The 26,889-nt window shown below is 42.0% G+C and carries 31 protein-coding genes and 4 pseudogenes; 3 read left to right on the forward strand and 32 right to left on the reverse strand.

What is annotated here, in order from left to right:
* Positions 1–407 precede the first annotated feature (407 nt).
* From KQI83_RS09660 to KQI83_RS09675, 4 genes and pseudogenes are all read right to left on the reverse strand, one after another.
* Positions 408–836 (reverse strand): annotated as a pseudogene (locus tag KQI83_RS09660) (pyridoxal-phosphate dependent enzyme); the annotation flags it as partial.
* Between the two features lie 391 nt (positions 837–1,227).
* Entirely contained in the window at positions 1,228–2,304 is a 1,077-nt protein-coding gene (locus tag KQI83_RS09665) for a LacI family DNA-binding transcriptional regulator (protein ID WP_216557115.1), read from the reverse strand.
* An 83-nt stretch (positions 2,305–2,387) separates the two neighbouring features.
* A complete protein-coding gene (locus KQI83_RS09670; protein ID WP_216557117.1) occupies positions 2,388–2,735 on the reverse strand; it encodes a P-II family nitrogen regulator in 348 nt (115 codons plus the stop codon).
* 27 nt (positions 2,736–2,762) lie between these two features.
* Positions 2,763–4,007 carry an ammonium transporter gene (locus KQI83_RS09675; RefSeq protein WP_216557120.1) on the reverse strand — a complete coding sequence of 415 codons (1,245 nt, stop codon included), beginning with the start codon at positions 4,005–4,007 and terminating at the stop codon, positions 2,763–2,765.
* A 379-nt stretch (positions 4,008–4,386) separates the two neighbouring features.
* On the opposite strand from KQI83_RS09675, the gene KQI83_RS09680 reads away from it, so the two are divergent.
* The gene (locus tag KQI83_RS09680; RefSeq protein ID WP_216557123.1) at positions 4,387–4,887 is read left to right on the forward strand and encodes a gamma carbonic anhydrase family protein; all 501 of its coding nucleotides are present in this window, start codon (positions 4,387–4,389) and stop codon (positions 4,885–4,887) included.
* 53 nt (positions 4,888–4,940) lie between these two features.
* Here the strand turns inward: KQI83_RS09680 and KQI83_RS09685 are convergent, their stop codons facing one another.
* From KQI83_RS09685 to dinB, 14 genes are all read right to left on the reverse strand, one after another.
* Complete coding sequence (locus tag KQI83_RS09685; protein WP_216557126.1) at positions 4,941–5,978, reverse strand: TIGR00341 family protein; 1,038 nt, start codon at positions 5,976–5,978, stop codon at positions 4,941–4,943.
* On the reverse strand, positions 5,975–6,439 hold the full coding sequence (locus tag KQI83_RS09690) for a low molecular weight protein-tyrosine-phosphatase (RefSeq protein WP_216557128.1): 465 nt from the start codon (positions 6,437–6,439) through the stop codon (positions 5,975–5,977). The genes KQI83_RS09685 and KQI83_RS09690 overlap by 4 nt, the downstream gene beginning before the upstream one ends.
* A 232-nt stretch (positions 6,440–6,671) precedes the next feature.
* The gene (locus KQI83_RS09695; RefSeq protein WP_117918736.1) at positions 6,672–7,871 is read right to left on the reverse strand and encodes a site-specific integrase; all 1,200 of its coding nucleotides are present in this window, start codon (positions 7,869–7,871) and stop codon (positions 6,672–6,674) included.
* Between the two features lie 81 nt (positions 7,872–7,952).
* A complete protein-coding gene (locus KQI83_RS09700; RefSeq protein WP_243006712.1) occupies positions 7,953–8,180 on the reverse strand; it encodes an excisionase in 228 nt (75 codons plus the stop codon).
* Positions 8,173–8,538, reverse strand: a complete 366-nt coding sequence (locus KQI83_RS09705) for a type II toxin-antitoxin system PemK/MazF family toxin (protein WP_117918740.1) — start codon at positions 8,536–8,538, stop codon at positions 8,173–8,175. The genes KQI83_RS09700 and KQI83_RS09705 overlap by 8 nt, the downstream gene beginning before the upstream one ends.
* A complete protein-coding gene (locus KQI83_RS09710) occupies positions 8,535–8,954 on the reverse strand; it encodes a recombinase family protein (protein ID WP_117918743.1) in 420 nt (139 codons plus the stop codon). Before KQI83_RS09710 ends, KQI83_RS09705 begins: the two co-directional genes overlap by 4 nt.
* Before the next feature lies 1 nt (position 8,955).
* The gene (locus KQI83_RS09715; protein ID WP_117918745.1) at positions 8,956–9,306 is read right to left on the reverse strand and encodes a helix-turn-helix transcriptional regulator; all 351 of its coding nucleotides are present in this window, start codon (positions 9,304–9,306) and stop codon (positions 8,956–8,958) included.
* Positions 9,296–9,466, reverse strand: coding sequence for a hypothetical protein (locus tag KQI83_RS09720; protein WP_182002590.1), 171 nt, complete (start codon positions 9,464–9,466; stop codon positions 9,296–9,298). The genes KQI83_RS09715 and KQI83_RS09720 overlap by 11 nt, the downstream gene beginning before the upstream one ends.
* Positions 9,450–9,818 carry a recombinase family protein gene (locus KQI83_RS09725; protein WP_117918747.1) on the reverse strand — a complete coding sequence of 123 codons (369 nt, stop codon included), beginning with the start codon at positions 9,816–9,818 and terminating at the stop codon, positions 9,450–9,452. The genes KQI83_RS09720 and KQI83_RS09725 overlap by 17 nt, the downstream gene beginning before the upstream one ends.
* Positions 9,819–9,972: 154 nt before the next feature.
* Positions 9,973–10,320 carry a helix-turn-helix domain-containing protein gene (locus KQI83_RS09730; protein ID WP_117918749.1) on the reverse strand — a complete coding sequence of 116 codons (348 nt, stop codon included), beginning with the start codon at positions 10,318–10,320 and terminating at the stop codon, positions 9,973–9,975.
* Between the two features lie 170 nt (positions 10,321–10,490).
* The gene (locus KQI83_RS09735) at positions 10,491–10,694 is read right to left on the reverse strand and encodes a hypothetical protein (RefSeq protein WP_243036308.1); all 204 of its coding nucleotides are present in this window, start codon (positions 10,692–10,694) and stop codon (positions 10,491–10,493) included.
* 176 nt (positions 10,695–10,870) lie between these two features.
* Complete coding sequence (locus KQI83_RS09740; protein WP_154266625.1) at positions 10,871–11,116, reverse strand: hypothetical protein; 246 nt, start codon at positions 11,114–11,116, stop codon at positions 10,871–10,873.
* A 14-nt stretch (positions 11,117–11,130) separates the two neighbouring features.
* Positions 11,131–11,373 carry a LexA family protein gene (locus KQI83_RS09745; protein WP_117918753.1) on the reverse strand — a complete coding sequence of 81 codons (243 nt, stop codon included), beginning with the start codon at positions 11,371–11,373 and terminating at the stop codon, positions 11,131–11,133.
* Between the two features lie 163 nt (positions 11,374–11,536).
* Positions 11,537–12,787: a DNA polymerase IV gene (gene dinB / locus KQI83_RS09750; RefSeq protein ID WP_118392701.1), complete on the reverse strand. Its 1,251-nt coding sequence runs from the start codon at positions 12,785–12,787 to the stop codon at positions 11,537–11,539.
* 236 nt (positions 12,788–13,023) lie between these two features.
* Here dinB and KQI83_RS09755 point away from each other — a divergent pair, with 236 nt between their 5' ends.
* A complete protein-coding gene (locus KQI83_RS09755; protein WP_117613581.1) occupies positions 13,024–13,758 on the forward strand; it encodes an XRE family transcriptional regulator in 735 nt (244 codons plus the stop codon).
* A gap of 85 nt (positions 13,759–13,843) precedes the next feature.
* Positions 13,844–14,044, forward strand: coding sequence for a helix-turn-helix transcriptional regulator (locus KQI83_RS09760; protein WP_022171364.1), 201 nt, complete (start codon positions 13,844–13,846; stop codon positions 14,042–14,044).
* A 45-nt stretch (positions 14,045–14,089) separates the two neighbouring features.
* Here KQI83_RS09760 and KQI83_RS09765 read toward each other — a convergent pair whose 3' ends face one another.
* The 14 genes and pseudogenes from KQI83_RS09765 to tet(O) all read right to left on the reverse strand — a co-directional run bounded on the left by KQI83_RS09765 (position 14,090) and on the right by tet(O) (position 26,620).
* Entirely contained in the window at positions 14,090–14,548 is a 459-nt protein-coding gene (locus KQI83_RS09765; RefSeq protein ID WP_117613580.1) for a hypothetical protein, read from the reverse strand.
* Positions 14,549–14,565: 17 nt separating this feature from the next.
* A complete protein-coding gene (locus tag KQI83_RS16785; protein WP_242999696.1) occupies positions 14,566–14,955 on the reverse strand; it encodes a DNA-directed RNA polymerase subunit alpha C-terminal domain-containing protein in 390 nt (129 codons plus the stop codon).
* Between the two features lie 20 nt (positions 14,956–14,975).
* Positions 14,976–15,260 (reverse strand): annotated as a pseudogene (locus KQI83_RS09775) (macro domain-containing protein); the annotation flags it as partial.
* Positions 15,260–17,116, reverse strand: a complete 1,857-nt coding sequence (locus KQI83_RS09780) for a recombinase family protein (RefSeq protein ID WP_001820670.1) — start codon at positions 17,114–17,116, stop codon at positions 15,260–15,262. The pseudogene KQI83_RS09775 and the gene KQI83_RS09780, both read right to left, overlap by 1 nt.
* Before the next feature lie 54 nt (positions 17,117–17,170).
* On the reverse strand, positions 17,171–17,362 hold the full coding sequence (locus KQI83_RS09785) for a hypothetical protein (protein ID WP_001820669.1): 192 nt from the start codon (positions 17,360–17,362) through the stop codon (positions 17,171–17,173).
* Positions 17,363–17,433: 71 nt separating this feature from the next.
* Positions 17,434–17,664, reverse strand: coding sequence for a YdbC family protein (locus tag KQI83_RS09790; protein WP_001206986.1), 231 nt, complete (start codon positions 17,662–17,664; stop codon positions 17,434–17,436).
* A 45-nt stretch (positions 17,665–17,709) separates the two neighbouring features.
* Positions 17,710–18,564 carry a ParB/RepB/Spo0J family partition protein gene (locus KQI83_RS09795; RefSeq protein WP_000743700.1) on the reverse strand — a complete coding sequence of 285 codons (855 nt, stop codon included), beginning with the start codon at positions 18,562–18,564 and terminating at the stop codon, positions 17,710–17,712.
* 8 nt (positions 18,565–18,572) lie between these two features.
* Positions 18,573–19,538: a MobV family relaxase gene (gene mobV / locus KQI83_RS09800; RefSeq protein ID WP_001820668.1), complete on the reverse strand. Its 966-nt coding sequence runs from the start codon at positions 19,536–19,538 to the stop codon at positions 18,573–18,575.
* A gap of 517 nt (positions 19,539–20,055) precedes the next feature.
* Positions 20,056–21,088: pseudogene (locus KQI83_RS09805) on the reverse strand (AAA family ATPase).
* Positions 21,089–21,242: 154 nt separating this feature from the next.
* Positions 21,243–21,717, reverse strand: a pseudogene (locus tag KQI83_RS09810) (RNA polymerase sigma factor).
* A gap of 83 nt (positions 21,718–21,800) precedes the next feature.
* Positions 21,801–22,226, reverse strand: coding sequence for a sigma-70 family RNA polymerase sigma factor (locus KQI83_RS09815; protein WP_000323895.1), 426 nt, complete (start codon positions 22,224–22,226; stop codon positions 21,801–21,803).
* 94 nt (positions 22,227–22,320) lie between these two features.
* The gene (locus KQI83_RS09820; RefSeq protein WP_105116765.1) at positions 22,321–22,830 is read right to left on the reverse strand and encodes a sigma-70 family RNA polymerase sigma factor; all 510 of its coding nucleotides are present in this window, start codon (positions 22,828–22,830) and stop codon (positions 22,321–22,323) included.
* A gap of 599 nt (positions 22,831–23,429) precedes the next feature.
* Positions 23,430–24,650, reverse strand: a complete 1,221-nt coding sequence (gene tet(40), locus KQI83_RS09825) for a tetracycline efflux MFS transporter Tet(40) (protein ID WP_109215034.1) — start codon at positions 24,648–24,650, stop codon at positions 23,430–23,432.
* 50 nt (positions 24,651–24,700) lie between these two features.
* The gene (gene tet(O), locus KQI83_RS09830) at positions 24,701–26,620 is read right to left on the reverse strand and encodes a tetracycline resistance ribosomal protection protein Tet(O) (RefSeq protein WP_117477955.1); all 1,920 of its coding nucleotides are present in this window, start codon (positions 26,618–26,620) and stop codon (positions 24,701–24,703) included.
* Positions 26,621–26,889 lie beyond the last annotated feature (269 nt).

A 26,889-nucleotide genomic window follows, 5' to 3' on the forward strand; every position in this document is an offset into this window, starting at 1 on the left:
GTTGATGTCTTGCTTGATACATTTATACCCCTATTCCTATGGGATTTCTATACTAATTTCTGTAATCGTTTTCATTCTTCCTTAAGAAATGGTGATTTATGGCATTTATCAGCTACTATTTCCCGGTATTTTCTATTGTTCCTACTAAATATTTTGTTTTTCATGTAAACGTATACGCCATTGATTTTATTGCTTATATTGTGTTTTTTCTTTTTTATTTCCTTTTATTTTAGTGAATACATTGCGAACTTCATGTAAACGTTTACATTTTAATATAACCTTAGCGGAGCATTTTTTATGCAATCGGATGTAATTTCCTATTGCATAAAAAAAAGAGTAAGACACATTTTGATATGTCCTACTCTTACTTTCTGAAATATTTTAGAATATTTTAAAAATACCAATTGCTATTTTTCTACAAACAAAGGTGTAGAATAATATCTGTCTCCACTATCCGGTAACAACACAACGATATTCTTATTTTCATTTTCTGGTCTTTTTGCCAACTTTACTGCCGCAAACAGGGCAGCACCTGCCGATATACCAACCAGAATTCCTTCCTCTCTTGCAAAAATTTTGCTATACTCAAAGGCACTTTCATTTGTTACCTTTATAACTTCATCATACACGGATGTATTTAATACCTTTGGAATAAATCCCGCACCAATACCTTGAATCTTGTGCGGTCCACTCTTGCCCTCTGATAATACCGGACTTGACTCCAGTTCTACAATCGCCTGTAAATCCTTTTCTGTTACAACCGTCTTTCTTTGACTCTTTTTCTCCTCTGCCAACTCCCGTTCACCTTCCTTCCACCAAATATTTCCTTTGGTTCCTTCACATGTGATTGGTACAATTATAACTACTATTTTTCCATTTTCTCAATTCAAAAATTTGTAATCGTTTTCATTTTCAACTATTTTCTTTGTCTTTTTTTCAAAAATATAGCCCTTGGAAAATTCCAAAGGCTTAATTTTGAACTATTTCTTCTTTTTTTGTGTAAACGTATACTCCCCTTATTTTCCCATGGTTTCATTTTATTTTACAATTACTTTTTTCTGAGAATTATTCTCTTTTTATCCCATGTTATGAAAACCTTTACAGAACAAAGAATCCGCTCATCGAACACTTTTCACTTTCATGCAACATGATATTTCCTATAATACAAAACACTGGTAACGGGTAATATTCTGCCACGTTCACCAGTGCTTTATTTTCTATTATTCATTAAATATAGTATTCCAGTCGGTTCGTATTTTCTACGGATGTACAACTTTCTCGCACAATCAGTTTTCCTTCCAGCTCAGTACGCACAATGCCTTTATGTCCTCCGCTCAAACGATCCAATAACAAATAAAGGGCAAATTTTCCCATTTCCTCCTTTGGTAATCGAACCGTAGTAAGCATTGGCTTCGTATACTGCGCTTCTTCTATGTCATCACTAGAGATAATGGACGGTACATAATAACGATTCTTGTACCGATTCAAGCACTTCAACATACCGATTGCTATCATATCATTGGCACAATAGATTGCCGTAGGTGCATCTCCTCGCTGAATCAGCCGCTCCATCACAGCATATCCTTCTGCCTCTGTGTGCTCTGTTTCTATTACATAATTGATGTCCATATCAATATTATATTTAAACAGCGTATCCTGATAGCCCTTGTATCTGGACTCATTGTGACAATCTCCCACATATCCAATTTTTCGATGTCCCAGTTGAATCAAATATTCTACTGCTGTTGCTGCGATACGTCTGCCGTCACAAATTACCTCGTCTACCAGATAATTGGTTGAGTTTCGATTCACCGACACAATACTTCGATATTGCTTAGAAAGTTTTTTCAATACATTGTCATTACATTTTCCAATGATAATCAAACCGTCGCTTTTCTGCTCCTCTTTCGGCTCCATCTCTGCCAGTAACCTATCGATATCCTCTATTTGACACCGTCTGTCATTGGAAAATATCGGTTGATGCCAGATTTTCGCCAAAATTCCTCTTTGCCTGTGAATCTCGCTTTCAATGATGCGAAGTAGCTCACTAAAAAAGGGATCTGTTTCAAGACTTCCGGTACGAGTCATTAATATATCAATGTACCAGGTTTTTACTCCTGTATCCACAATTCCCTTTTTCAAATTTCGGGCTGCTTCATTTGGCATATAATTTAATTCTCGTGCAATCTGCCATATCTTTTTGCGCAACTCTTCAGAAGAACACTTATATGCCGGATTATTCAATACACGCGACACTGTTGCTGTGGAAACTCCTGCCTTTTCTGCAATCTTTTTAATTGACAAAACTTTCGCTCCTTTTTATTTCCTAGTTTTTCTATATGTTATTAGGATAATAAAATGGTTTTCCAGTTTTGTCAAGTAATTTTCTAATTTAATGCATCGTATCCACTTTCTTTTGTACGGATTTTCATGGCTGTACGCATCTCATAACTGAAGATTTTTCCATCTCCTACTTCACCGGTAAATGCTGCCTTTTGAATTGCATCGATAACCTTTTTCTCCCATTCTTCGGAAGATACTACAATTTCAAACTTAATCTTTGGTAACATCACTACATCTACCTCGGTTCCACGCACCAATTTCTTGTATCCGCGCTGGGCACCACATCCCATTACCTGTGAAACGGTAATACCGTTTACATCTATGGCATTTAATGCTTCTTTTACATCTTCAAATACTTCTTCACGCACAATTGCTTCTACTTTTATCATCATATCAACTTTTCTCCTTTCCAAATATTTCTATGAATCAAGTCCATTGAAGGTTGGATATGCACTTTCTCCATGTTCTGAAATATCCAATCCTGCCTTTTCTTCTTTATCACTTACACGAAGAGGAGTAATTAACTTAACCAATCCAAGGCAAATAAATGTTCCAACAATTGCAACTGCGGCTGTCACCAATATTCCAATTACCTGTGCTAAGAACAGACGATATTCTCCGTAAATCAATCCATCCCAACGTGCCACACTGTTAATAGAGCTTTTTGCAAAAATTCCTGTTGCAATTCCGCCCCATACGCCACCGATTCCGTGGCATCCAAATGCATCCAGCGCATCATCGATTTTCAATTTTCCCTTTAAGAAGGAAATGGTAAAACAACAAATCGGGCTGACCAAACCTCCGATAATAATTGCTGACCAAATTGGCACAAATCCTGCGCCCGGTGTAATGGCAACCAAACCTACCACAAGACCTGTGGAAGCTCCTACCAAGGTAGGTTTTCCGTCTTTTAACACATCTATTAACATCCAGGATAACATAGCACTTGCACTTGCCAATGCCGTAGTCATAAATGCATGAGCTGCCAGACCATTTGCTGCCAAAGCACTTCCTGCATTAAATCCAAACCATCCAAACCACAGGATAAATGCTCCTAATGCTACGAACGGAATATTATGCACACGATATGCTGTATTTTCATATCCTCTTCTTCTTCCAAGTACGATTGAAAATACCAATGCACTAACACCGGAACTAATGTGTACTACGTTTCCACCTGCAAAGTCTACAGAACCGATTTCTGCTAAAAATCCTCCCTGTCCCCACACCATATGTGCCATTGGATAGTATACCACAATGGACCAGAACAGAATAAAGAAAAACAATGCTTTAAACTTTACTCTTCCTACTAAAGAACCTGTAATCAACGCCGGAGTTATCATTGCAAACATCATCTGAAATGCTACAAATACTAAATGTGGAATGGTATCTGCATAAGGACCTGCCTCATTCATTGCAATTCCATCTAAACCAAACCAACGAAAATCTCCAATCACGCCACCATGATTGCCCCCAAATGAAAGGGAATATCCAAAAAGAACCCACATTACGACAGAAAGTCCCATAATTGCGGTACATGCCATCATGGTATTTACTACATTCTTTCTTCGTACCAATCCTCCGTAAAAAAATGCCAAACCCGGTGTCATAAAAAACACCAATGCTGTACAAATCAGCATAAATCCAGTATCACCTGTGCTCATAACGTTTTCCTCCACTTCTTCATTATTTTTATAATGGAACACCATTTTCATCGCTACTCACGAAAAAAAAAGGCATCAACAGAATATTTCTATTCTCTTGACACCTTTGTCGCCTGTTATAATACCAAACTTTATCACCTAATGCAAGTATTTTTTTACTTATTTATACTTTCTTAGCACTATTTTTTCATTTTCTTAGCGCATACTTTTACTTATTTTGTTCTATTTTGTATACTATTTTACATTTTTCTGTATATTCTATATAATAAACTACGAGGAACGCACTTTGCAAGTTTCTCAAGTTATGCGCAACACTGCGATAACTACTCTATTATATTAAAAATTATGTAAGAATTATCTCAGAAAGGATCTAATGATTATGCTCTCTTTAAAAACTCCCAAAATTTCCGAAAATGTTTTTGTGGCAGATGGTGCCATTATCCGTGGCGATGTAAACATTCAGGAAAATTCCAGTATTTGGTTTCATGCCGTAGTGCGTGCTGAAACTGCTTCTATCAATATTGGAAAAAATACAAATATTCAGGATAACTGTACGCTTCATGTAGACACCGGTGCTGACATTCACATTGGAAATCAGGTAACCATTGGACACGGGGCTATTATTCACGGTTGTACCATTGGAGACAATACTCTCATTGGTATGGGGGCTATTATTCTAAATCATGCTGTTATTGGAAAAAATTGTATTATTGGTGCCGGTGCTCTTATCACGCAAAATACTGTAATTCCGGATAACTCTTTAGTTATCGGAAGTCCCGGAAAAGTAAAACGTACTTTAACTGCTGATGAAATTGAAGATATCAGTCGCAATGCCACACACTATGTAAAAGAGGCTGAACTCTATAAAAGCCAAGCTTAGGGCTTTTATAGTGGCAGCCTCTTGTGATATGTAGTCTCATTTGAATTCTATTTTTATTTTTTTACTTTCTGAATTATCTCACATGGTCCATCATACAGTTCCTTGAGCCATTCTTCCATCATACTTTCCCGCGCAGAAGACAATTTTTTCGATACGGTAAGCTGAAAGCTTCTTTTCTTTTCGGTCTTTTTTTGCTCATTTACTGCTTCTACTGTATGAACTTCTACCTTTTTCACCTCTGGAAATAAGGTCTGCATCTGCTTTGTTAAAGACTCTATACTGATATTTTCTTTTTCAAATCCGGTAAGTGACTCTTTATCTGCATTCGTTGTCTGTACCATTCCATATGCTACTATAATACTTGGCAATATCATAATAATGGTATTTCGCGCAATCCCCTTCTTTATTCGTTTCCAGCGTTCCGGCGTAAGCGCAAGGTCTTTCTTTTTTGGTACTTTTAGTATTAACAATATGATTGTGGCTGACAAAAAAATAAAGTATGAGTTTACCAAAAATAAATATCCTGCTCCAAAGAAAAATCTCCATTGTCCGGTTGCTATTCCGTAACCACAAGTACAAAGTGGTGGCATAAGAGCTGTTGCTATTGCCACTCCCGGAATTATATTGGATTTTTCTTTTCTGGTAATTCCGATAATTCCTGCGATTCCACCAAATAGCGCAATCAATACATCCCAAATGGTTGGCTGGGTTCGCGCTAACAACTCAGATGTTGTAGTAGAAATCGGTGATATTAAAAAATATAAGGTAGATGTCACCAAACATATTGCGATTTGAAATACCAATCCTATCACAGACTTTCGGAATAATCGCAAGTCTACGGTTGCTGTTCCATAGGCTGCTGCCAAAATACTTCCCATTAAGGGGGAAATCAGCATTGCTCCGATAATCACCGCCGTAGAATTCATATTTAGTCCAATGGAAGCAATGAAAATCGCTAACATCAAAATACACATATTGGTTCCGGTAACTTGTCCGCCATCCATCAGCCTATTTTTTATCTCTTCTTGCTCTGCTGTATCATTTTGCAGGGAAAATGCATCTTTTAATATTTCTTTTACTGTCATCTTCATGATTTCCTCCTGATATGCTCTAACATTCCTTCACAACCTGCTACTACATCTTCATATGTTTTATCAAAATCTCCTGTATACCATGGGTCTGCCACATCTCTTGGATGGTTTGTATAGTCTAAAAGCAGACTTATCTTGTGTTCTGGGTCTCCGCCTGCAATGTGAAGCATATTTTTGTAATTCCACTGATCCATCCCTATGATGTAATCGTATTTTTCATAATCGTTTCGTTCCATCCGCACAGCATATTTTCCAGCTGTGGATATGCCGCATTGCGCTAATTTAGCTTTGGTTCCACGATGAACCGGATTGCCGATTTCTTCCATACTGGTAGCTGTGGAAGCAATGTAAAATTTATCGGCGAGTCCTTGCTTCGCTACCATATCTTTTAAAACAAATTCTGCCATGGGGGAACGGCAAATGTTGCCGTGGCAAACAAATAAAATCTTGATTTTTCTCATATTTCCAGTATTTTCGGGCTTTTCAAGCCTTTTTACCTTTCTTCATTTTTCACTTATTCTGGCATATTTTGGCATATCTTTGCATATTTTTGTCATCAATTTTGGTAAAAACTTTGGTAAATTTCAAGTCTGTACCAAAGGCAAATCTGCCATTGGGAATCGACAGGTAAGAAATTGGGGATTAAGATAAATACTGGCATTCAGCCATTTTTCTCTCATTTTCATCAGGTCATTATGAATTAATTGCTTTTTGAAAATCTTCCTGTGCATCCTGAAATTTAACATGAGTATAGGTATTCATCGTAACACTGATATCCGAGTGTCCCATAATATACTGAAGCATCTTCGGATTCATTCCCGACTTAGCCATATTAGAACAAAATGTATGGCGACACACATGTGGTGTAATCGGCGGCATCTGAACCTTATATATGCTATTGTACTTTTCCCGAATATGTTGGAAATACTTTTCCCAATGTAATGCCACCATAGGCATATCATTCTTATCAAGGAATAAAAATCCTGTCATTCCATCAACCATCGGTTCAACTTTGGGATTGACCCTGTCCTTAAGTATTCTCTTGAAACAAGCCACCACCTCATCAGACATTGGAACATATCTCTCGCCACTTTCTGTCTTAGGCTTTTCAATGATATACTGCATCTGACTTGTTCTCTGTAATTGATGATTTACCCGTATTCTTTTGTTTTTAAAATCCAAATCTGATTTTGTAAGCCCACAGAACTCTGATATACGAAGTCCTGTGTTAAAGAGAATAAATATTGCATCATAGTACTTGCAAAAATGCGCATCTTCTTTTATGAATCTTAGAAATTCCCGCTCCTGCTTTCTTGTGACAGCTTCTCTTCTCACACTATCATTCACAATAACATTGACCAGTTCAAAGCCAAATGGATTTTTGCGAATCAAGTCATCTTCTTCCGCCATCTGAAATGCCGGTCTTAATACTCCCCGGATAGTATGAATTGAACTATAACCTTTTCCATCTACCCTCTGAAGCTTGATCAACCAGGCTTTCGCATCCGATAATTTCACTTTGTCGATTCTTTTTTTGCCAAAATCATCTTTTTTCAGCAGATTAATTACCGTCTTATAACCAGCATAAGTACTCTGTCTGACCCCTATTTTAAGACTTACATATTTCTCCACTAATTCAAGAACTGTAAGTCCTCCACCTCCTGGAACAAGTCCGTTAAACATATCCTGTTCCAGCTGTTTTTCCTTTTCTCTTAAAGAAAGCTCCATTTTCTTTCCTTTAGGTATAGGATCATTATGGTCCAAACGCCAACTATATAAATTCCCTTCATTTCCATGAATATCTACATATCTAAAACGATAACGTCCATCTGCTCTCTGGTACTCTCCTTCGTGAAGAATTCTATTGCGATTATCTCGTCTTTTCTCACTCATAGCTTTGTCTCCTTTCAAAAAAGAGAGCCCTAGCATGGTTATTGTACCACATTTGTGCCCCCTTTTCTACTACTTTACATATTAAATTGCAGTTGACTCTGCCAGAAATTGCTCAAATTTCTCTTTCTTAAACAAAACTTTGTTTCCTACTAACAGATAAAACTCCCCATTTGGATGGATATCTACAATTTGTCTAAGTCTCTTTTCACCAATGTGATAAAACTGTGCCGCTTCAGTTACAGAAAGCAAATATCGCTTCCATATAGGAATATCTATACTCTGATTCTCTAATTCATTTTCATCATCCATCATATTCTCCAATCTGCAGCTGTCTGACTAACATCGCATCAACCTTTTTTATTGCATCTGTGCTGACAATCATCCCGGCAGTCTGTATTATCTGTTCCTCATTTATTGTGACAAGCTGCTCCGGTAAAAACATTGTTGTATGTCTTAAAAATCCTCTAATTTCTGAAGGCTCAATATTGAAATGTACTGGAATATAATCCTTTTTCAACTTAGTTGTCCCCGGAACAACTGTGTATACAGGTGATTTTCCGTTTGCTTTGTCGCAGCTTATTACAATACATGGTCTCCTTCCAGCTTGTATATGCCTGAGTCCACTTTTTAATTCAGCCCACACAATCATATTTCTCTTTATCTTCACTGCAGATCACCTCTCTTTGGTGGAATATACAAGTCAACCTTGGGTTCCTTCTCATCTACACTGAATAATCTATACCCAGCTTCCCTTACTGCTCCTATTTTTAAATAAGAATCTGCTATTCCGTCTGAAATAGCATCGAGATTTGTTACGATAAGCGCATCTGCCTTTCCTGCTCTCATATATCTTATTGCCTTATAAAACACTTCATCCCTTAATCGTCGTCCAAAAATTCCTCTTCGGAATACTTTCATAGGAATAAGATTGTTATTGTCAGCAAATTCCATGATTCGTTTCAACTGCTTATTTTCCTTTTTCTCTGCTGCAATACAGTCATTCTCCTCATCAGAAGACAACATCACAACACACTTTATCGGCTGTATGGTCAGTGGCTTTTTCTTTCTTCCTGCTCTTCTCATTTCAAACCACTTCCTTTCTTGCCTCTAAGCCTTCAATAAAAATCAAACATGTAGACATTGCATATTCTCTATCATTTGGTTTAAGCATCTGCAATTTATCTTCCAATACAGACAAATCTTTATTCTCATGTTTTTCCCTGCTTTCAATTCCAAACAATGTATTAGGATCTACTCCATACTTTGTTACAATCTTCAGCATAAGTTCCAGACTCATCCGATGTCTTCCCTGCTCAATTTGCGAATAATGAATATAACTTACATCAAGGCTCTCCGCCATATCATTCTGTGTATATCCATATTTATTTCTAATACTTCTCAAAGTATTACCAACTGCATAAATATCATATATCATCCTGAATAACCTCACTCTCTAACCGATTCATGATGTATTCCACTGCCTCAGCCTCTGTTGGGCATTTGATGACTGGCTTCCCATAGTCATCAAATACCACTGTTTCAGAAGCAAATACAATGTAGGAATACCTGCCTGAATTCCTAACACTCAATCGCATAATTGTTGTACCTCGCACTCATAGTACCAAGGTCAAATATTGTCACACCCAAATCATTTATGCGATCCATCATTGACTTTAAATCTTCCGGATTTCTTGTAATCTCATAAATATCTTCTACGACAAGTACCTTGTAATCTGAAATCTCAAGAATTTCCATCAGCTGACGCATCTGAGGTCTGTCAACCGATGTAGATGCTCCATCATCTACAACAGTCTGATCACACTCAATTCCCACACTTAAAGCATATGTCTGATCAAGTTCTTTCTGTCGGTTCACATTATTCATACTCATCATTGACTTTATAAACAAAAGTCCTTTGTAAAGTTCTTTTCCGTTATACTTTTTCATGGCTATTACCTTCCTTAATTGAAATATTAAAGAAAGCATTGTGCACGCCGCTTTCAAACTCTGTGCTGTATCTCAAGCACAAGTATATTGTAATCTGCCACACCTTAATTGCCGACCGTGTACAGGCGACAATTATGTCGTGTAAACACGACAATCACTTTTCAACTGACACGCTTTTCATTGCTTTCATCATTGCAAGACACTGTCTTATCTGCAATTCATCCATATCTGAAAGAACATCCATTGCCTCAGATAATAGTTCTGAATTTTCTTCATTCTTTCCATACATTATGAAATCAACAGATACACCAAGTACGATTGCCAGATTATCTAATGTCTGTGTCTTAAAATCTCCACCATTTTCAATCGCAGATAATGCTTGTCTGCCTATACCTACTCTATGAGCTAACTCATCCTGTGATAATCCTATCGCCTTTCTCCTGTCAGCAATTCGTATTCCTCTCTCATAATCCTTTTCTCTTGTCTGTGCTTTACTGCTCATAAATCCTCCTTGCCGCCCTTGGAAACGAACAAGTCGGATTACCCTTTACATCACAAAAAAGACGCACGAGGAAACCAGTATCATAAATACTGTTCGTTTCCCCTGCGTCTCTGGTGCTTCCATCTTTCGATGTGCCCTTATCAGGTGGGCTGTAATTTAATTTTCAATCATTATATTCTGAAAGTCCCATTCTCAGAATGTTCCTTCATCATTCCCTCGGAATACTTCTTAAGTATCATCACTCGCTTGCATCTGTCACACTTAATTCCAATATTCTGAAGTGCCACAGCGAAATCATCACCGCATACAAAGTATTCCATCATTAACTTGTTGCATTTTTTACATCTAATTTCTATAACATTTCCTTTGTTCAATTCAGTTCGCTCCTTATTCATACAAAATCATCAATCTACAATTCTGTACTCGTAAAGGAAAGGGAAATCACCTTTGCAAGCCTTTTGCCGGGAGTTCCGATGAATGTCTGCACATTCCCCGGCTTTGCTGATCTAAAGCCAACTGATATGAATTGTGCTGTCAGCACACAATCACATCAGGCTCCGGCTCTTTCCATAAACCACATATTGTTATCTTCATAGAAAAGGAATATTTCCTTTCCATCTACCACACAGGTATAACGCTCTCCAACGCCGCCAGCCCTTGTACTGGCTGCTCTGCGCTTGTCTTTTACTCGTGTAATCTCATACTTTCTGCCATCTTCCCACGTTATCTCTTTGGGAATGAGCAGTCCGTCCTTTGAAAATTCTGCAAGTACATCAACATATACCTTATTGCTCAATGTAATCACCTTCCTTACAAGATTGCTATTGCTCTGGAAGCATCCATCTTCCTTGCTATATAGCCTTTTTCTTCTAATATTTTCAGATGTGCATAAACACTTGAAGTCGATGCCACCCCTACCATCTTGCATATCTCCCTGATAGTAGGAGCATAACCATTAACTCTCTGATATTGCATAATGCTTTCATACACATTCTGCTGCTTCTCCGTCAATGGTGCTCTGTCTACCAGATCAATTCTTTCTGCTTCGCTCATGTTCCGCCTCCCTCTTCTTTAACTCTATCGCTACTCGTAGTGCAGCTCAATTCCGCTTCGCTTCATTTCGCTCACGGCAGTCGCCGTATCAGATAACCAAGTCCCATATGTTTATGTACAAGCACAACACATCTGCGCCTTGATTATCTGGCACTTCTCGTTGCTAACCTGAGAAGTACCCATGTGGATGTACTGTGTGTTCTTCTTTTGCATTGACTGCCGACAGAATCCTGTCCCGGTACATGAGTCCCCTCTGGATACTGTAAAATCCAAATCTTCTGCGTATCTCATCAACCGCTGAATCCATCTTCATCTGCTTTTCACGCTTCTCCACACTTGAGAACAAATCAATCTGTTCCCAATAATTATCTGTTACTAAGTCTGCACCTCGGACACCAATACTGCGTATTGGTTTGCTCCAGTTATAGTTTTCCTTAAATATCTGATAAGCGTATGCAACTATCTCTCCGGTGATATTCGTTGCGTGGTCAATCTTTTTCTGACGGGTAAAAGAGAATAGCTCATTATCCCTGACACTTATCTCAACCACTCTGCACCGGAATCCATTCTCACGAAGTCTTGCTGCAACACTCTCAGCCAGAATATAAAGAACAATCTTTACATCCTCATCGCATACTAAATCCTTTGGTGTCGTTGTGCTGTTTCCCACCGATTTGATTGGAGCGTGGGTATTCTCCAGTTTGACAGGTGATTCATCATAGCCATTAGCAAATGACCATAAGATGCTGCCCATCTTTCCAAGGTGGCTGTTAAGCATCCCTTCATCTGCCCTTGCAAGATCACCTATGGTTCTGATACCGAATTTTGCAAGCTTCTGATTCGTGCTCCTTCCGACATATAGCAGATCACTTACCGGAAGTGCCCATGCCTTCTGCTTAAACTCACTCTTATACATAGTTGTGATTGCATCCGGCTTCTTATAATCTGAACCAAGCTTTGCAAATATCTTATTGAAAGAAACACCAACACTCACTGTGATGCCAAGCTCTGACTTCATTCTCTTGCTGATTTCCTGTGCAATGAGCAATCCATCCCCTTTAAGGGAGCTGCTCCCTGTCACATCAAGCCAGCACTCATCAATTCCATATGGCTCCTGCTTGTCCGTATATTCTGCATATATCTCATGCGCCATCCTTGAGAACCGAAGATATAAGTCCATTCTTGGTGAAACAAATGTTATGTCCGGACAGACCTGCTTTGCCTGCCAGAGCGCCATTCCTGTTTTCACACCGTACTTCTTGGCAATATAGTCAGCAGTTAAGACAATCCCATGTCTTGCCTCCGGGTCACCGCCTACTGCCAGTGGCTTTCCTGCAAGCTCCGGATGATGCAGATGCTCAATCGAAGCATAACAACAGTTGATATCTGAATGAAGTATTACCCTGTCTCCCATCTGCATAACCTCCTGCATTTAATCTATCACTACCATAACCTTTAGTCCAAGTATATGAGTAATGTTCCTTACAGGGCATAGTATAACCCCAAGAATAATCGACTGTCAACGGACACATGTGTCTGTTTTCTCATTATATTGGATTTTTAACTTGAATAATTGGTACTATTGCTATATACTATGGAGTGAAAAGAGACATTAGAAATCAACTAATTGGAAAGAAAAGAGGCGTATGTATGTACTCAATCGGAGAAATCATTTCAACATATAGAAAAAAGAAAGGCTTGCTCCAGCAGGATCTCGCTGATGAACTGGCAAAAGAAGGCATCAAGATTTCCTATAAAGCCATATCCAACTGGGAGAGAAATCTTGCTGAACCAAGCGTTACCATATTTTACAAAGTGTGTAGAATCCTTGGTATCACTAATATGTATGAAGCATATTTTGGAGTAAATCCTGCTGATCCTTTTTCATCACTTACTGATGAAGGCAGGGAAAAGGCTATGGATTATATCAATCTGCTCCACGCATCCGGAATGTATGAAAAGCAAACTGCTAAGATAATTCCATTCAGAAGCATTGATATTTTTGAAAATGCAGTATCAGCCGGAACCGGTAACTTTCTCGTAGACGGACCTAAAGAGACTGTACGCATAGATGAATCTATTCTGCCGGAAGATACAACTTTCGGTGTACGCATTAGTGGTGACAGTATGGAACCTGAATTCCACGATGGTCAGATTGCATGGGTATTGCAACAGGAATCTGTTGCTAATGGAGAAATCGGCATCTTCGCTCTGAACGGAGAAGCCTATATCAAGAAGTTAAAGGACGACAAAGACGGAATTTTCCTTATCTCACTCAACGAAAAGTATGCACCTATCAAGGTTGGAGAAAATGACCGCTTAGACATATTTGGAAAAGTTCTTGGAAAATCTGATGCTTCTGCTCTTACCGATCATTGCCGATAAAAACGCAAGTCCTTTTTATTGGACACATTTTTTTGCATAATTGACAATAAGAAAATATCTATAGAACTGAAAGAAGGGATTTTTTATGGTGGTCACAAATAATATCAGAGAAATCCGTGAACAGCGTGGCATTTACCAGAATGACCTTGCCGCTGCTATCGGATTCAGCACCAAAACTGTCAGCAGGGTAGAACGTGGGGACGGCGCCCCATCTGCCGAATTTATGCTACGAGTATCTAAGTACTTTAATATGCTGGTGGAAGATGTATTTCATGTAGAGGAATAACGTGGAGCGAGTGAGCTCAATATTCAGCTCGCTCCGCTATCTTTCTTAAACTGAAAATCTTCTTTTATCTATTCCATATTCACACCAAATATGTTCTATCATACCATCTCCTCGTCCCAAAAAATCAACTTGTTCGCGCCATGCATTAATACCAGCTTCATCAAGCAACTTTTCAAATTCAACATATTCATCACTATTCAAATTTTTCCTCATAAGATTTTTTAATAATGTATCCTCCTCAGATTGAACATAATCTACACTTATTGGTTCGTCTTTTATTAATTCTTTTATAGCACAGTATGTATTAAATATCGAATCGTTCTTTTTAAGTGTTTTCTCAAGGACTTGCTGAACCAATTGCTTCTCATAATATTTTACATACACTTTATCAACCGCTGGATAAATAAACAATTCTTTAATATTTGTATAATCATCATCAGTGGAAAATACATCGTCATCATAACTTAAAACACATTTACCATCAATATAGTATCTTTTTTCCATAGTTCTCCTTTCGCAAATTAACCATAAATTGCTTTCAACTTTTTAAATCTAACAAATAGTCTCTTATCCTTAGGACACATCTTTTCAAGTTTCTCAAGACTATATCTTTTCAAATCATCCTTGCTTTTTATCCCCATTCCAAACGCATCCAAACATAGAAAGTCATCAAATATGACTCCATGTTCCCTATCATTCAGATCTTCTACACTACGAAGCTTTATGCCTTGCTCTTCACAAATCTGATATAATTCCTGCAATGTTGCCTGCCCCATATTGCGAAACTTTATAAAATGCTCCTTTGGATATTCTCTCAATCCTTCCAATGACTCAAATCCATTTCTTCTTAGGATATTCCGTAATCTGCTCGACATTTCAATATCATCATAATCTGTTTTTTCAGCGTACATAAAAGCTCCCTTTCGTCATTTTATTTGTCGTATAACTTATCAACCTCAGCTTCGTACACTGATTCAGTATGAGTATCAAATAGCACCCATTCCACCAGATCAAAGCTATCCGGATTGTCCTGCAAAAATCTGTTTACTGTATGTACTGCAATCTTTGCCGCTAACTCAACCGGAAAACTATATACTCCCGTTGATATGGAAGGAAATGCAATAGACCTAATTCCATTATCCATTGCCAGATTCATAGAATTAAAATAGCAGTTAGCAAGAAGTTCCTCTTCTCTATCCCTGCCACCATTCCATATCAGTCGGTCATTTTTTGCGGACAGTTCATACATGCTATCCTTTTCTGTTCTCTGCTCCTGCGTTTGCTCTCGTTTGATTTCTCCCTCCGTATCTTCTTGGCACAAGCAGGACAATACCTTGATGCACCAGAGCCCGGGACATATTCAACGCCGCACACCGTACAATTTTTAGCGGGCATTGCTGCCCACCGTTTTGTAGGTATGATATGTAATTCATCGACAAAGCCGATGAATTTATAGTAAATCTTGATTTCCTGCTTCACTGTTCCGTCTGCCATCTTCTCACGCTCCGAAACAAGTATCTTGTCTATGAGTGCGTTTATAACTGTTGCATCCAGTTCTTTTAAGCCTTGATAATTTCGGATAAGGGCGAGGAAGTCACGGATTCCCCGTGATTTCTCGTAGCTTTCATTAAGAGTTTCCGTCACCTCTTTCAGCCTTGCTTCAATTTCAAGCTGCTCTTTCTGGTATTTCCCCGACATCATCTCAAAATTCCGCTCGGTAATACGCTCCATGACCTTATCCTCGTAGAGAGAGGAAAACAGCCTGTCCAGTTCCGCAAGGCGTTTGTTCAGCTTCTTACGTTCTTTCTCTAATGCTTTCGCCCTGCTCTGGTCTGTTTCCGTGAGCCGCTTTTCTATGGCCCTGACCGCCTTTTCATCATTCACTGCCATATCCGCAAAACAGTTGATGTCGGCAAGAACGGCATTGAATAAATCCCTTGCTTCTATATTGTGGGCACTACACTCGCTTCTTCCGTTTCTTGCATAATTATTACATGAATACTGTACACAGTCGATAATCTCTGGGCGTTTCCTCCTGTGTACGTTCATTGCCCGCAGAGCACATCCGCAGTCCACACACTTGATAACGCCTGCAAAAATATTTACAAATCCTCCCTTGTTCTGTGGAAGCCTACGACTTGTAATAAGCTGTTGGACAATATCAAATTCCTCCTGCGTGACTATTCCCTCATGGGTATTGGGTATCACTTCCCATTCTTCGGGCAGCTTAGAGGGGCGTTTCTTGCTTTTCATATTGGCGGCAATCCGTTTGTAGCCTACAAGATTTCCCGCATATATCGGGCTTCTTAAAATGCTCCTCACGCTGTTCCCACTCCAAATATAGCGTTTGTCCTCGTTCCCCTCAAAATGACGTTCAAAGCCTGTTTCGCCACGCTCCGCCGCATAAGCGGCAGGGCGTAGGATATGCTGTTTATTAAGATGTCTGCAAATTTTGGCAACTCCATTCCCTTTTAATGCAAGGTCGAATATCTCTTTTACAACATGTGCCACTTTATCATCTATCAGCAGATGGTTGTGGTCGGCAGGGTCTTTGATATAGCCATAAGGGGCGGTAGTTCCCATGAATTTCCCCTGTTGAAACCTCGCCCGATATGCCGATTTTATCTTAACAGATATGTCAGCGGCATACATTTCGTTTAAAATGTTGCGGAAAGGCGTGATGTCCATAGCAGATTTATTCAAGGTATCTACGCCGTCATTGACCGCTATATACCTCACGTTATGCTCTGGGAAGAAAACTTCCAGATATAACCCACAATCAAGATAGTTTCTCCCCAGACGGGATAAATCTTTCGTAATCACGCAGTTTATCAGACCGCTTTCAATGTCTTTTATCATATTCTGGAAACTTGGTCTTTGGAAATTTGTACCAGAATAACCATCGTCCACATACGTTTTTGCTATGTGCCATCCCTGCTTTTTCACATAATCCGTGAGGATGGATTTCTGTGTCGCAATGCTCGCACTCTCGTTATCCGTACCATCGTCTTTAGATAAGCGGCAATAAATGCCGACTAAATAGATTTTCTTTTCTTCTTTGATTCCTGCCATACTGTAAAACCTCCGTATCTGTCCTATCTGTTTTCATGTCCCATTGCGTACATTCTAAGCGGACAGCCCCTCATTGTCGAAGGTGTCGCCCTCGGCAATCTTCTTCCGAATATCCTCGGAGATAATCGGGACAAACGCTTCTGTAACGGTCTGTGTGCCGACATATTCACGGCTGATTATCATCTGCACTGGTGCTTTTGGCACGATACGCTTTCTCTTTTTATCTGCTTTCTTATCCTCGCCCATACTTAAATCTTCCTTTCCAGACAGGGCAGGGAAGAGTTTGGAAATGTCCCCGCCCTGCCAATCAGATACCATTAATCCTCGCTGTTTAATTCTTTCTGTAATGCTTTAAGGAGTGCCGCCGCTTCATCAGCGTTCAGCGTGATTCCCTTGCCGCACTTTTCACGGTTCGGGGAAAAGCTGCGGATGTCATACTTCGGCTCTTTCCCATTCCATGAAATGAGATTGATTTCCTTTGTGTAGCCACTGTCGCCCGTAGACAATACTGCGATTTCCTTTACGATTTCATACTGGATTTCTCTCATTCTCCATACCTCAACTCTCTGTATTTACTTCCCGAAAAAAGAAGATTAGCGGCTGTCACGGTTGCGTTTCCTCTGCAACTCACGCTCCAAAAGTTTGATGATGGTTTCCTCCATCTGCTTCGGCGTTGTGTTCTTCGGAAAGTATTTTTTCAGCTTGCTTGTGTTGATTTTCAAGGTTTCTTTCTGGTTGCCCTTTTCCTCCGTCATAATCGCAAATATCGTATCCATGTCAAGCCGCCCGCTCTGGCTTAACTGTTTCATCCGCTGTGCCTGTGAGAGTGAGGGCGTTGCTTCTTCGCTCTCCATCGTGGCAAAGAGGTTTTCCTGCTCGTCTTTCTTCAAGAAGGACAGTTCCACCGCAGGCGTGAGGGCGATTTTCCCCTCGTCCACCATCTGCAAAATCGGCGGTATCAGTTCCGTCAGGCGGATAAAACGCTGCACGGTCATCCTGCCCACGCCGAAGCCCTGTGCCACCTTGTCGTCCGTCCGCAACTTCGTCACAACTTGTGACGAGGTTAAGTCTGTGCGGAAACCCTGCCGCTTCATGGCTTCGGATTTCATCTTGTAAGCAAACGCCCGCTCCGATGGCAGGATATTCTCACGCTGCAAATTGCTGTCTACAAGGGTGATGATGGCTCGGTCACGGTCTAAGGGCAGGACAAACGCAGGCACGGTATTTATCCCTGCAAGTTCAGAAGCACGGACACGCCGCTGTCCTGCAATCACTTCATAACCGTCCCCGTCCTCTTTCGGGCGTGTGATTATCGGCGTGACAATGCCAAATTCCTTGATGCTTTCCGCTAACTCTGACAGTGTTTCATCTTCTGCCACATGAAACGGATTGTCGGGGAACGGGTACAAGTCTTTGGTCTTTAACACCTTAAAATCCTGTTTCTTCATTCACATATCTACCTTTCTTTCGCTCTGCTTCTATGATTTTTCTGCAATTCTTCCAACACTTCGGGCGGTATTTTTGACAGCAGCCGCCCCATCTGCTCGTTGGTTCTCTGCAATTCAAATATCTTCTGATTCGCTTTCTGCACCTTTAGTTCCTGCTCGTACTTTTCATCACGCATACGCCCCGCATAGTCTGATTCCTGCCCAATTCTCTCTTTCAAACTGTCGATATACGCCTGCTGTTTCCCGATTTCCTTAGAGAATTTCTCCACGTCTGGCAGCCATGCAGAGAGTAAATCTAACGCTTTATCCCTTTTCTTCCCTGCGTTAAAGGCGTTGATGTCGGATAGGGCAGACACGATTTCTTCATACTGTTTATCAAGCCTGCCGCCTAATTTATAGAGCCATGTGGGGACGTGTTTCCGCTTGGTTTCCATTGAGGACTGCCCCCGTTCAAGCTGATTCCACCGTGAGGACATCCGCTCATGGTAGGCGGTCTGCCACTCGGATAATGATTTCTGGTTGCCTAAGATAGCTTTCGCTGACAGCTTATTGTCTGGCGTAATCGGCACAAAGCAGAGGTGCATATGGGGCGTTCTCTCGTCCATATGGACGACAGCGGAGAGGATATTCTGCTTTCCAACACGCTCCGAAATGAAGTCAAGAGCCGTCTGGAAATACGCTTTTTGTTCTTCGGGCGGTAACTGGTTCATAAATTCTGGTGAAGCTGTGATGAGCGTTTCCACCATCATCACGCTGTCTTTCCTTGTCCTGCACCCCGCTTCGGCTACCATGCGGTTAATCTCTTTCTTGTAGGTGTACTTTGGTGGTGCTATGAGATGGTAATTGTTTTTAGAGCGTTCCATATCTATATCTGGGTTGCTTTTGTAGGCTTCTTTCTTCCGCTCGTTGTGGCGTTCACAAGCCGCAACGCCGCCCGCTTTTCGTTTCTGGAAACGCAGGATTGCATAAGGCATAGGCGGATTCCTCCTTTCTTTCGGCGGGTGACCGTCCTTTGGGGTGACAGCGGTGACGGTGGTGACAGCAGTTTTGGGATACCCCCTGCCGACTGCCGCAACTGTCACCCTCACCCCCTGCATGACGGTCATGTCGATGATGACGGTGTTTTTGGGATACCCCCCTCGCAAGAGCCGTCACCGTCATGCCGCCATTCTTTTATCCGAAGCCGTAAGGCGTAGGATAGCAGGGCACAGCCCTGCCTTAAGGGAGTCCAGAGGGAACGTCTGGCACACGACTTTGCAGGGCAAAGTGTAGTGTGTTACACCCTGTAAACGCAGTCGGAAAAATCGGAATGATTTTTCTGACCGCAGGGGTGGTTTTACACGACCGAAAAGGGCGAGTAACTCTCACGCCTGCATTTTGCGTTTACGGGGTGTTCTCCCGTAGGGATGACAGCGGCAGGGTATCCTAAAATCACTGTCACCACCGTCACTGCTGTCACCCGCAGGGCAGAGCCGCCAGCTTTACATGGCTTTAAGCGTCAATGACAGTAACAGGGGGGTATCCTAATATCGCTGTCACCACCATCACCGCTGTCACCCGCCCTCCTTGCAAGGGCAATCCGCCTGCCGTCTTTCCTGCGGCTGTACTGGTAGCAGATACGGTTCTCGCTTAAAAATGTGGTGCGGTATTCATTCAGCCATTTCGTAATCACCGTGGGTATGGTTTCCGTTTCCCCCATAGCGGCTAACAGTTCCGTTGCCGTGCCTATCCATTCTTCCTTATCCCTCATAAAATCCACCAACCGAAAAAGGACATCTGGTATCGTTTCTTTCGCAAGCTGCTCCTGCGTTTTCCGCTCCACAAGCTCCCAACGGCAATCACGGAAACGCAGCGTGTATTCCTGATAAGGCGTGTCCCTGCCCGTCACATACAGCTTGGCGGTGTCAGACGCACGTTTCTCCTTTTCCAGAACAAAGGTAGCGTCCGCACTCCCCGTTAATCCTGTCGTCCCAGACACCTTGTTGAACACGTCGCTGTCATTCTGCTTTCGGATGTGGTGTACGACAATGACCGCCAGAGAGTGCCTGTCGGCAAAGTCTTTGATGAGGGAGATGTCCCCATAGTCGCTTGCATAGGCATTGTCTTTTGAAGCTGTACGGACTTTCTGCAAGGTATCAATGACAATGAGCCTGCTGTCTGGGTAATCTTTCAGATAATCTTCAAGCTGCACGATAAGACCGTCTGACAGCTTGCAGCTTGCCACGGCAAAGTGGAGCCGCCCGCTTGCTTCGTCCGTCAAACGAAATAACCTGTCCTGTATGCGGCAGAACGTGTCCTCAAGGCAGAGGTAAAGCACATCGCCCTCCATTGTCGGCATATCCCATAAAGGGATTCCCTGCGACACGCATAAGCATAGCTTCAGCATGAGCCAGCTTTTGCCTATCTTCTGTGAGCCGCAGAACAGCGATAAGCCTGTCGGGATAAGGCTGTCCACCACAAAGGATGGTTTCTCAAGCGGTTCATAAAGGAGCGTTTCGGCGTTGACTGTCTGTAACTTCTGCATGGCTTTCCTCCTTTCGGGCGGTGTCTTTGTTTTCGTTGCACATAGGCGTTGACCTCCTTAAAAATAGATTTACTCCCACGGAAAAAAGTGAGAGTATGTAATGCCGCCAATCCCACACAAATAAAAAACAGATTTCTTTTTCGGGCGGTGTCGGTCACGGTTGGAGATATTTCTTCAATTTCCGCCTTTACTTTCTCCTTTGCAATCGCAACAGATTTCTGTATTGCCGAAGCGGTGCAATGCTCCATAGCGGCGATTTGGTAAAAATTGAACTCATACTCGTAGTAGAGCAGGAAACGCCGCCTTTGTATCTCTGGAAGGCTCCCAACCGCCTTATAGAGCGTTTCATTCCGTTCTTCCTCAACCATGCGTTCATCAAGGCTCTTAGGCACACGCAACGCCCGTCTGTAAAGGGTTTCGTCCCATACCTCGTTAAACTCCCTGTGCCGCTCGTCCCATTAGAAAAGATTCCTGTTCCTGCGCTCCATCTGCCGAAACTCCATAAAGAACTGTTCCGACACTTCCAACTCGTGGGATTTGCCCTGCCCGTCCTTAAAGCTGATAAAATACCTTGTGCCGCTTTCCGTGGATTCCTCCCGAAGCGTGTATGCCTTAACCCTGTATGCCATCCTGTTGTCCTCCTGCAAAAAATGAGTGAGGGGATTTCCATCCCTCACCCAGTAGCCCGCAGGATGGCAGGCTGTTTTAGAAGCTATAAAATTTTCCGCAGCTTCTTCCGCAGATGGTCTAACCTCGCATAGATGGCACCAGTCGTCAAATGCACAAGCGGGGCAATCTCCTTTGTGGAATACCCCTGCATTTTCAGCAGGACGATTTTCAAGGTACGCCCGTCCACCGTGACTAATACTTGATAGAGATTTTCGCTCTCAATCTCTTCCAGTAACTCCGCAACCGTACCCACTTCCGCCTGCCGCTCCCTGCCTGCCATGTCCTCAAGATATTCCGCAACGTCATTCGTCCATCGGTAAAACCGCCTGTTGGAATTGAAGTCTGCCCTGTCCGCCATGCGTATCTGCTCAATGGTCGCTTCATCAACGCCGCACTCACGCAGCAGCTTTTCCTCCGCTTCTTTCCAGATACGCCATTTCCTGTCCTCCCGTCCGTGGTTGTATGCCATTCTTACTTCCTCCAATCAGAATTGATTGAGAGGGCAGAGAAAAGCCCCCTCATCTTCCCAAAGGAAAAAACAAGGGGGCTGAACGCCTTAAATTTTAATTTTCTATTATCTTTCTTAGTTTTATTAGGATTCTGGCTTTGCGTTTGTTTACAACGCTCTGGGTTATGCCCAACCTCGCCCCGACTTCACGCTCGGAAAGTCCGTCAAAAAAGATTGCCTGTATCAGCTCCTGTTCACTATCCGACAGCAAAGGCAGGGCGGCTTTCAGCCTGTCCACCATGACCGCATTGACAACGGTTTCTGCAATGTCCACCGCTTCATCAGTGATAAAGTCCAGAGGATTCCCCTCGCTGTCCGTAAATCCGTCGAGAGATAGCAGTCTATTCTTTGTATCTAATTTTTGCAGATAACGCCACCGTTCCTTGTCACGGTAGAAGTCTGTGTATTGCTCCCTCACGACTTCAAGCAGACAGCCTTGAATGGGGATAAACAGCTTGTCCATATAGGTCTGGTCGGATTCCCTGCAACGGCAGAACTCCGTGTAGGATAATTCCACATAGCCGCCACTTTCTCTGATATATACCTTTCTTGGTGCATATTTCACCATAAATACCTCCCATCTGAATTTTTGAAATGTAAAAAATCCAGATGGAGAGGCGGAGAACGACACCGCATATCAGAAACAGCCCTACGGCACTTTCCAACAAAAATCGACAAAAGAAAAACCGCAAAGGCTCTGTGACCTTTACGGTTATAGGAAATAGTAATTCTATTGTATGGAGATTGTACTTCTACTTTCAAGGTGAGAAGTACCGTTGCACTGGCAGAAATTTTTTTAACTGGTTTCCTGCCGTTCTCTGATATGCTATGTATTGATAAATTTTGCTTCGTATGAGCAGATAGATAACTGCCCGAAAAAAGGACATAAAAAAATCCCTCCAAATTTAAAAACAAATTCAGAGGGTAATTTAGGGTATAACAAAATAACCCACCCGAATATCGTTTTTTTTATTTGGTGAGTTTGTTCTTTCAAATACGAAACAAATGCTCATGTACGGTAAAGTATCACAAGAAAATTATGTCGAATTGACAGCCGCCTCCGCTATACCGAATAAGGAAATAAAGAGTCCTCAAATTTTGCGCTACTAAATGAAGACGAGCGGAAGTAATCTCCCGCTCGTCAGTAAACTTAACTATGCCATATCAATCCCGCTTCTTTCCCGCCACCGGCACTAAGAACAGCGCGGGCAACAGCAGGAAAGCGGTACAGACCAGCCCCCAGGGTATGGACACCTGCTGGGCTACCAGCCCCACAATAGGCCCGCCGATGATCTGCCCGAAAGAGTCCAGCTGTCCGCTGGTGGAAAAGACTGTGGCGCGCATTTTCTCATCCACTTGGTCGTTCATCCAGGCGGCCAGCACAGGCTCCTTGATGGTGCGCATAAGCCCCGCCAGCAGGAACACCAACAACATGAACCAAAAGCTCCGCCCCACCGCGAAGAGAACCAGGAACAGGATATACCCGGCGCTGGTGGACATGACCACACTGGTTCGGCTGACAGTCCCTTTTTTCTCCATGCGGGCGATGAGCAACTGAGAAGCCAGAATACCTAAGCCGTTGCCGATAAGACTGATAACACCGAACCAAGTGACGCTGTTCAGCGGCCCGATAACGGGTATTACCGTGTCATCCAGAAAATGAGCGGTGGAGAGCCGGTCAAAGCCTTCACTGGCAAGTCCCCCGCATAGTGTGATTGCTAAGAGCGCCAGCAACACAGGTGCGCCTTTCACAAAGCCCAGGTTGAGCTTGAACAGGCAGACAAAGTCTTTAAGCAAGCCCTGCCGTTCCTCAATAGCAGGGGAGAAGTTGGTTTCTGGCATGATGCGAACCATCACCAGCCCCAACAACAAGCACAAACTGCCCCCCAAGATGAGAGGCATTTGCAGGTTTATGTTTCCCAGCAGTGTGCCCAGCACCACGCCCAGAACGCCGCCGATTTGCCCCATTTGACTGCCCCGCAGGAACACCTTGTCTATGGGTTTGTCCTCTTCCTCCGAGGCAATCCACGCCTCCAGAGCGCCGGTGATGAAGGTATCACCGCAACCCCAGACAACCTGGGCCAGCAGAACCGGCGCGAACCACGGTAGCGCACCCTCCATCAGAAAGCCCAGGCCGTAGAGGAACATTCCAATCAGCACCGAGCGCCGACGGCTATACAAATCCGCCACCACACCGGTGGGCATCTCGAACAGAAAGCAGGAGGTCTCCTGAACCGTCCCTACCAGGACAAGCTGGAAAGCATCCAGCTGCACCACCTCCAGGTGGTACACGATGGAAAGCACTGTGGACATAGAAACCGCCAGGGAACAGACAAATCGGAACAGCAGGTAGACAGAATATGCCTTTGAATTTTTAGCAAACATGAAGTTACATTCTCCTTTCAAATCTCATTTTATATGACTTTTGCAAGCTGTTAAGCTAACTTGTGGAACATATGCCGAACCTTATCTATACGGCTATTCGGGCGGCGGGGTTGGCAAATAAATTTACCAATAGCTGGCTGGTATCCTTTTAACTCTGTCAAGCAGACTCCCTGCCCATTTGTGAAATAAGTTAAATCGTTCCTGTATTCTTGAATACATCTAGCAGGGATTTCTCCTTTCAGAATGACCTCGTCATTCTTTATCTGAGTACTTACAATATCTGCACAATACCTTGGAGCATCATGATACGCCCGTGAGAGATATTCCTGCGGTGCATAAATTTCAAAGTGGAGATATGGCTCTAATAGTTCTGTCCCTGCTTTTTTTAAAGCCTGCTCCAATACGATAGGGGAAAGCAGCCGAAAGTCTGCGGGGGTACTTACAGGACTATAATACAATCCATATTCAAAACAGATTTTACAGTCTGTCACTTTCCATCCATACAGCCCCTGCTCGCAGCCATAAAGAACCCCCTCCATAACCGCATTTTGGAACGATTGATTTAAATATCCAAGTGAAACTCTGCTTTCATACTGCACTCCGCTTCCAATAGGGAGCGGCTCTATGGACAACCCGACAGAAGCCCAGAAAGGATTTGGCGGGACTTCTATGTGGATGGTATATTCTGCTTTTCTAAGCGGTCTTTCCATATATATAACAGTAGGCTCTTTTATTTCTGCCTCCACATGATATTTTTCCTCAAGGATGGCACAAATGACTTCCATCTGCACATTCCCCAAAAAAGAAAGTATAATCTCATGCGTTGTAGTATCCACATAATATTTTAAAAGAGGGTCGCCATCTGAAATTTCTGTAAGTGCCCCAAGCAATATTTCCCGCTGTTCAGGTTTCTTTACTGCAATCGTTGTTTGGAGCATAGGGAGAGGATTTTCAATAAATTTTCTCTGCGGCAACAGCATTTCGTTCCCCAAAATACTGTTTAGCTGCAAAACATCATTTGGTAAAATTACAATATCACCAGAGCAGGCTGTATCGGATGGATATAATTCACCGTTTGTCGGAACACACATCTCTGTGATTTTTATTTTCTCTTTTTCAGATATTCTAATAACATCCCTCAAATGCAATGTTCCGCTATATATACGCACATAAACAAAACGCCGCCTTTTCTCTGAATATTCAATCTTAAAAACCTGCCCGCATAATTCAGATTGACCTTCAGGCGTTGATGAATAAAATTTACTGGCAATCACTTCTATAAGCTGCCGAATCCCCAGATTGTTTTTAGCGCTTCCGTGATAAACGGGAAATAACGTTCCGTTTTGGAATCTCCTGTTTTCTTCCTGTTCCAGTTCTGACATTTTAAACGGTTTCCCTGACATATATTTCTCTAATAGTTCATCGTTTCCCATAATTACCGCATCCCACTGTTCCATATCGTCATTGTCCGTTACATTTATATGGGGATGCTGCCCAACCTTTTGCTTCACTATAATTTCCGAAGAAAGCTTTGCTTTCATTTCCCGATATACCATTGGCAAATCAATCCCCTCTTGGTCAATTTTATTGATGAAAAAGATTGTCGGAATCTTCATTGTCTGTAGTGCATGAAACAGTATACGGGTCTGTGCCTGTATGCCATCCTTTGCAGAAACTAATAATACTGCTCCGTCTAAAACGGATAAAGAACGGTATACTTCCGCCAAAAAATCCATATGGCCTGGCGTATCTATAATGTTGACTTTTACATCCTCCCACTGAAAAGATGTCACTGCTGTCTGGATAGTGATTCCCCTTTGACGCTCCAAATTCATTGTATCTGTCCTTGTTGTGCCTTCATCTACGCTCCCTAGTTCTGCAATTGCACCACTGGTATATAATAAACTTTCCGTTAATGTTGTCTTTCCTGCGTCAACGTGAGCCAGAATGCCTAAGTTAATTATTTTCATGTGATTTTCCTCCTATCAACACCCAAAAAAGGGCATAAAAATACCCAGTGATAAATACTCCTATCACTGGGTAAATAACTCCAATAGCCCCAAAACACTTATATGTTTTCGGGCATATAAAATTACATGATAAAAGTATTCTTAAACTGGGTACAAAAAACTAAGCCCCATATTAAAAGTGAAACGGGACTGCTACTTTTTGTTCCCACTATCAAATTGACAGTTTATTTAAGAATACCTTGCCGCATATTTATTAACTCCTTGTATAA

It is taken from the genome of Roseburia sp. MSJ-14 (assembly GCF_018918225.1).
Classification (GTDB): Bacteria; Bacillota; Clostridia; order Lachnospirales; family Lachnospiraceae; genus Petralouisia.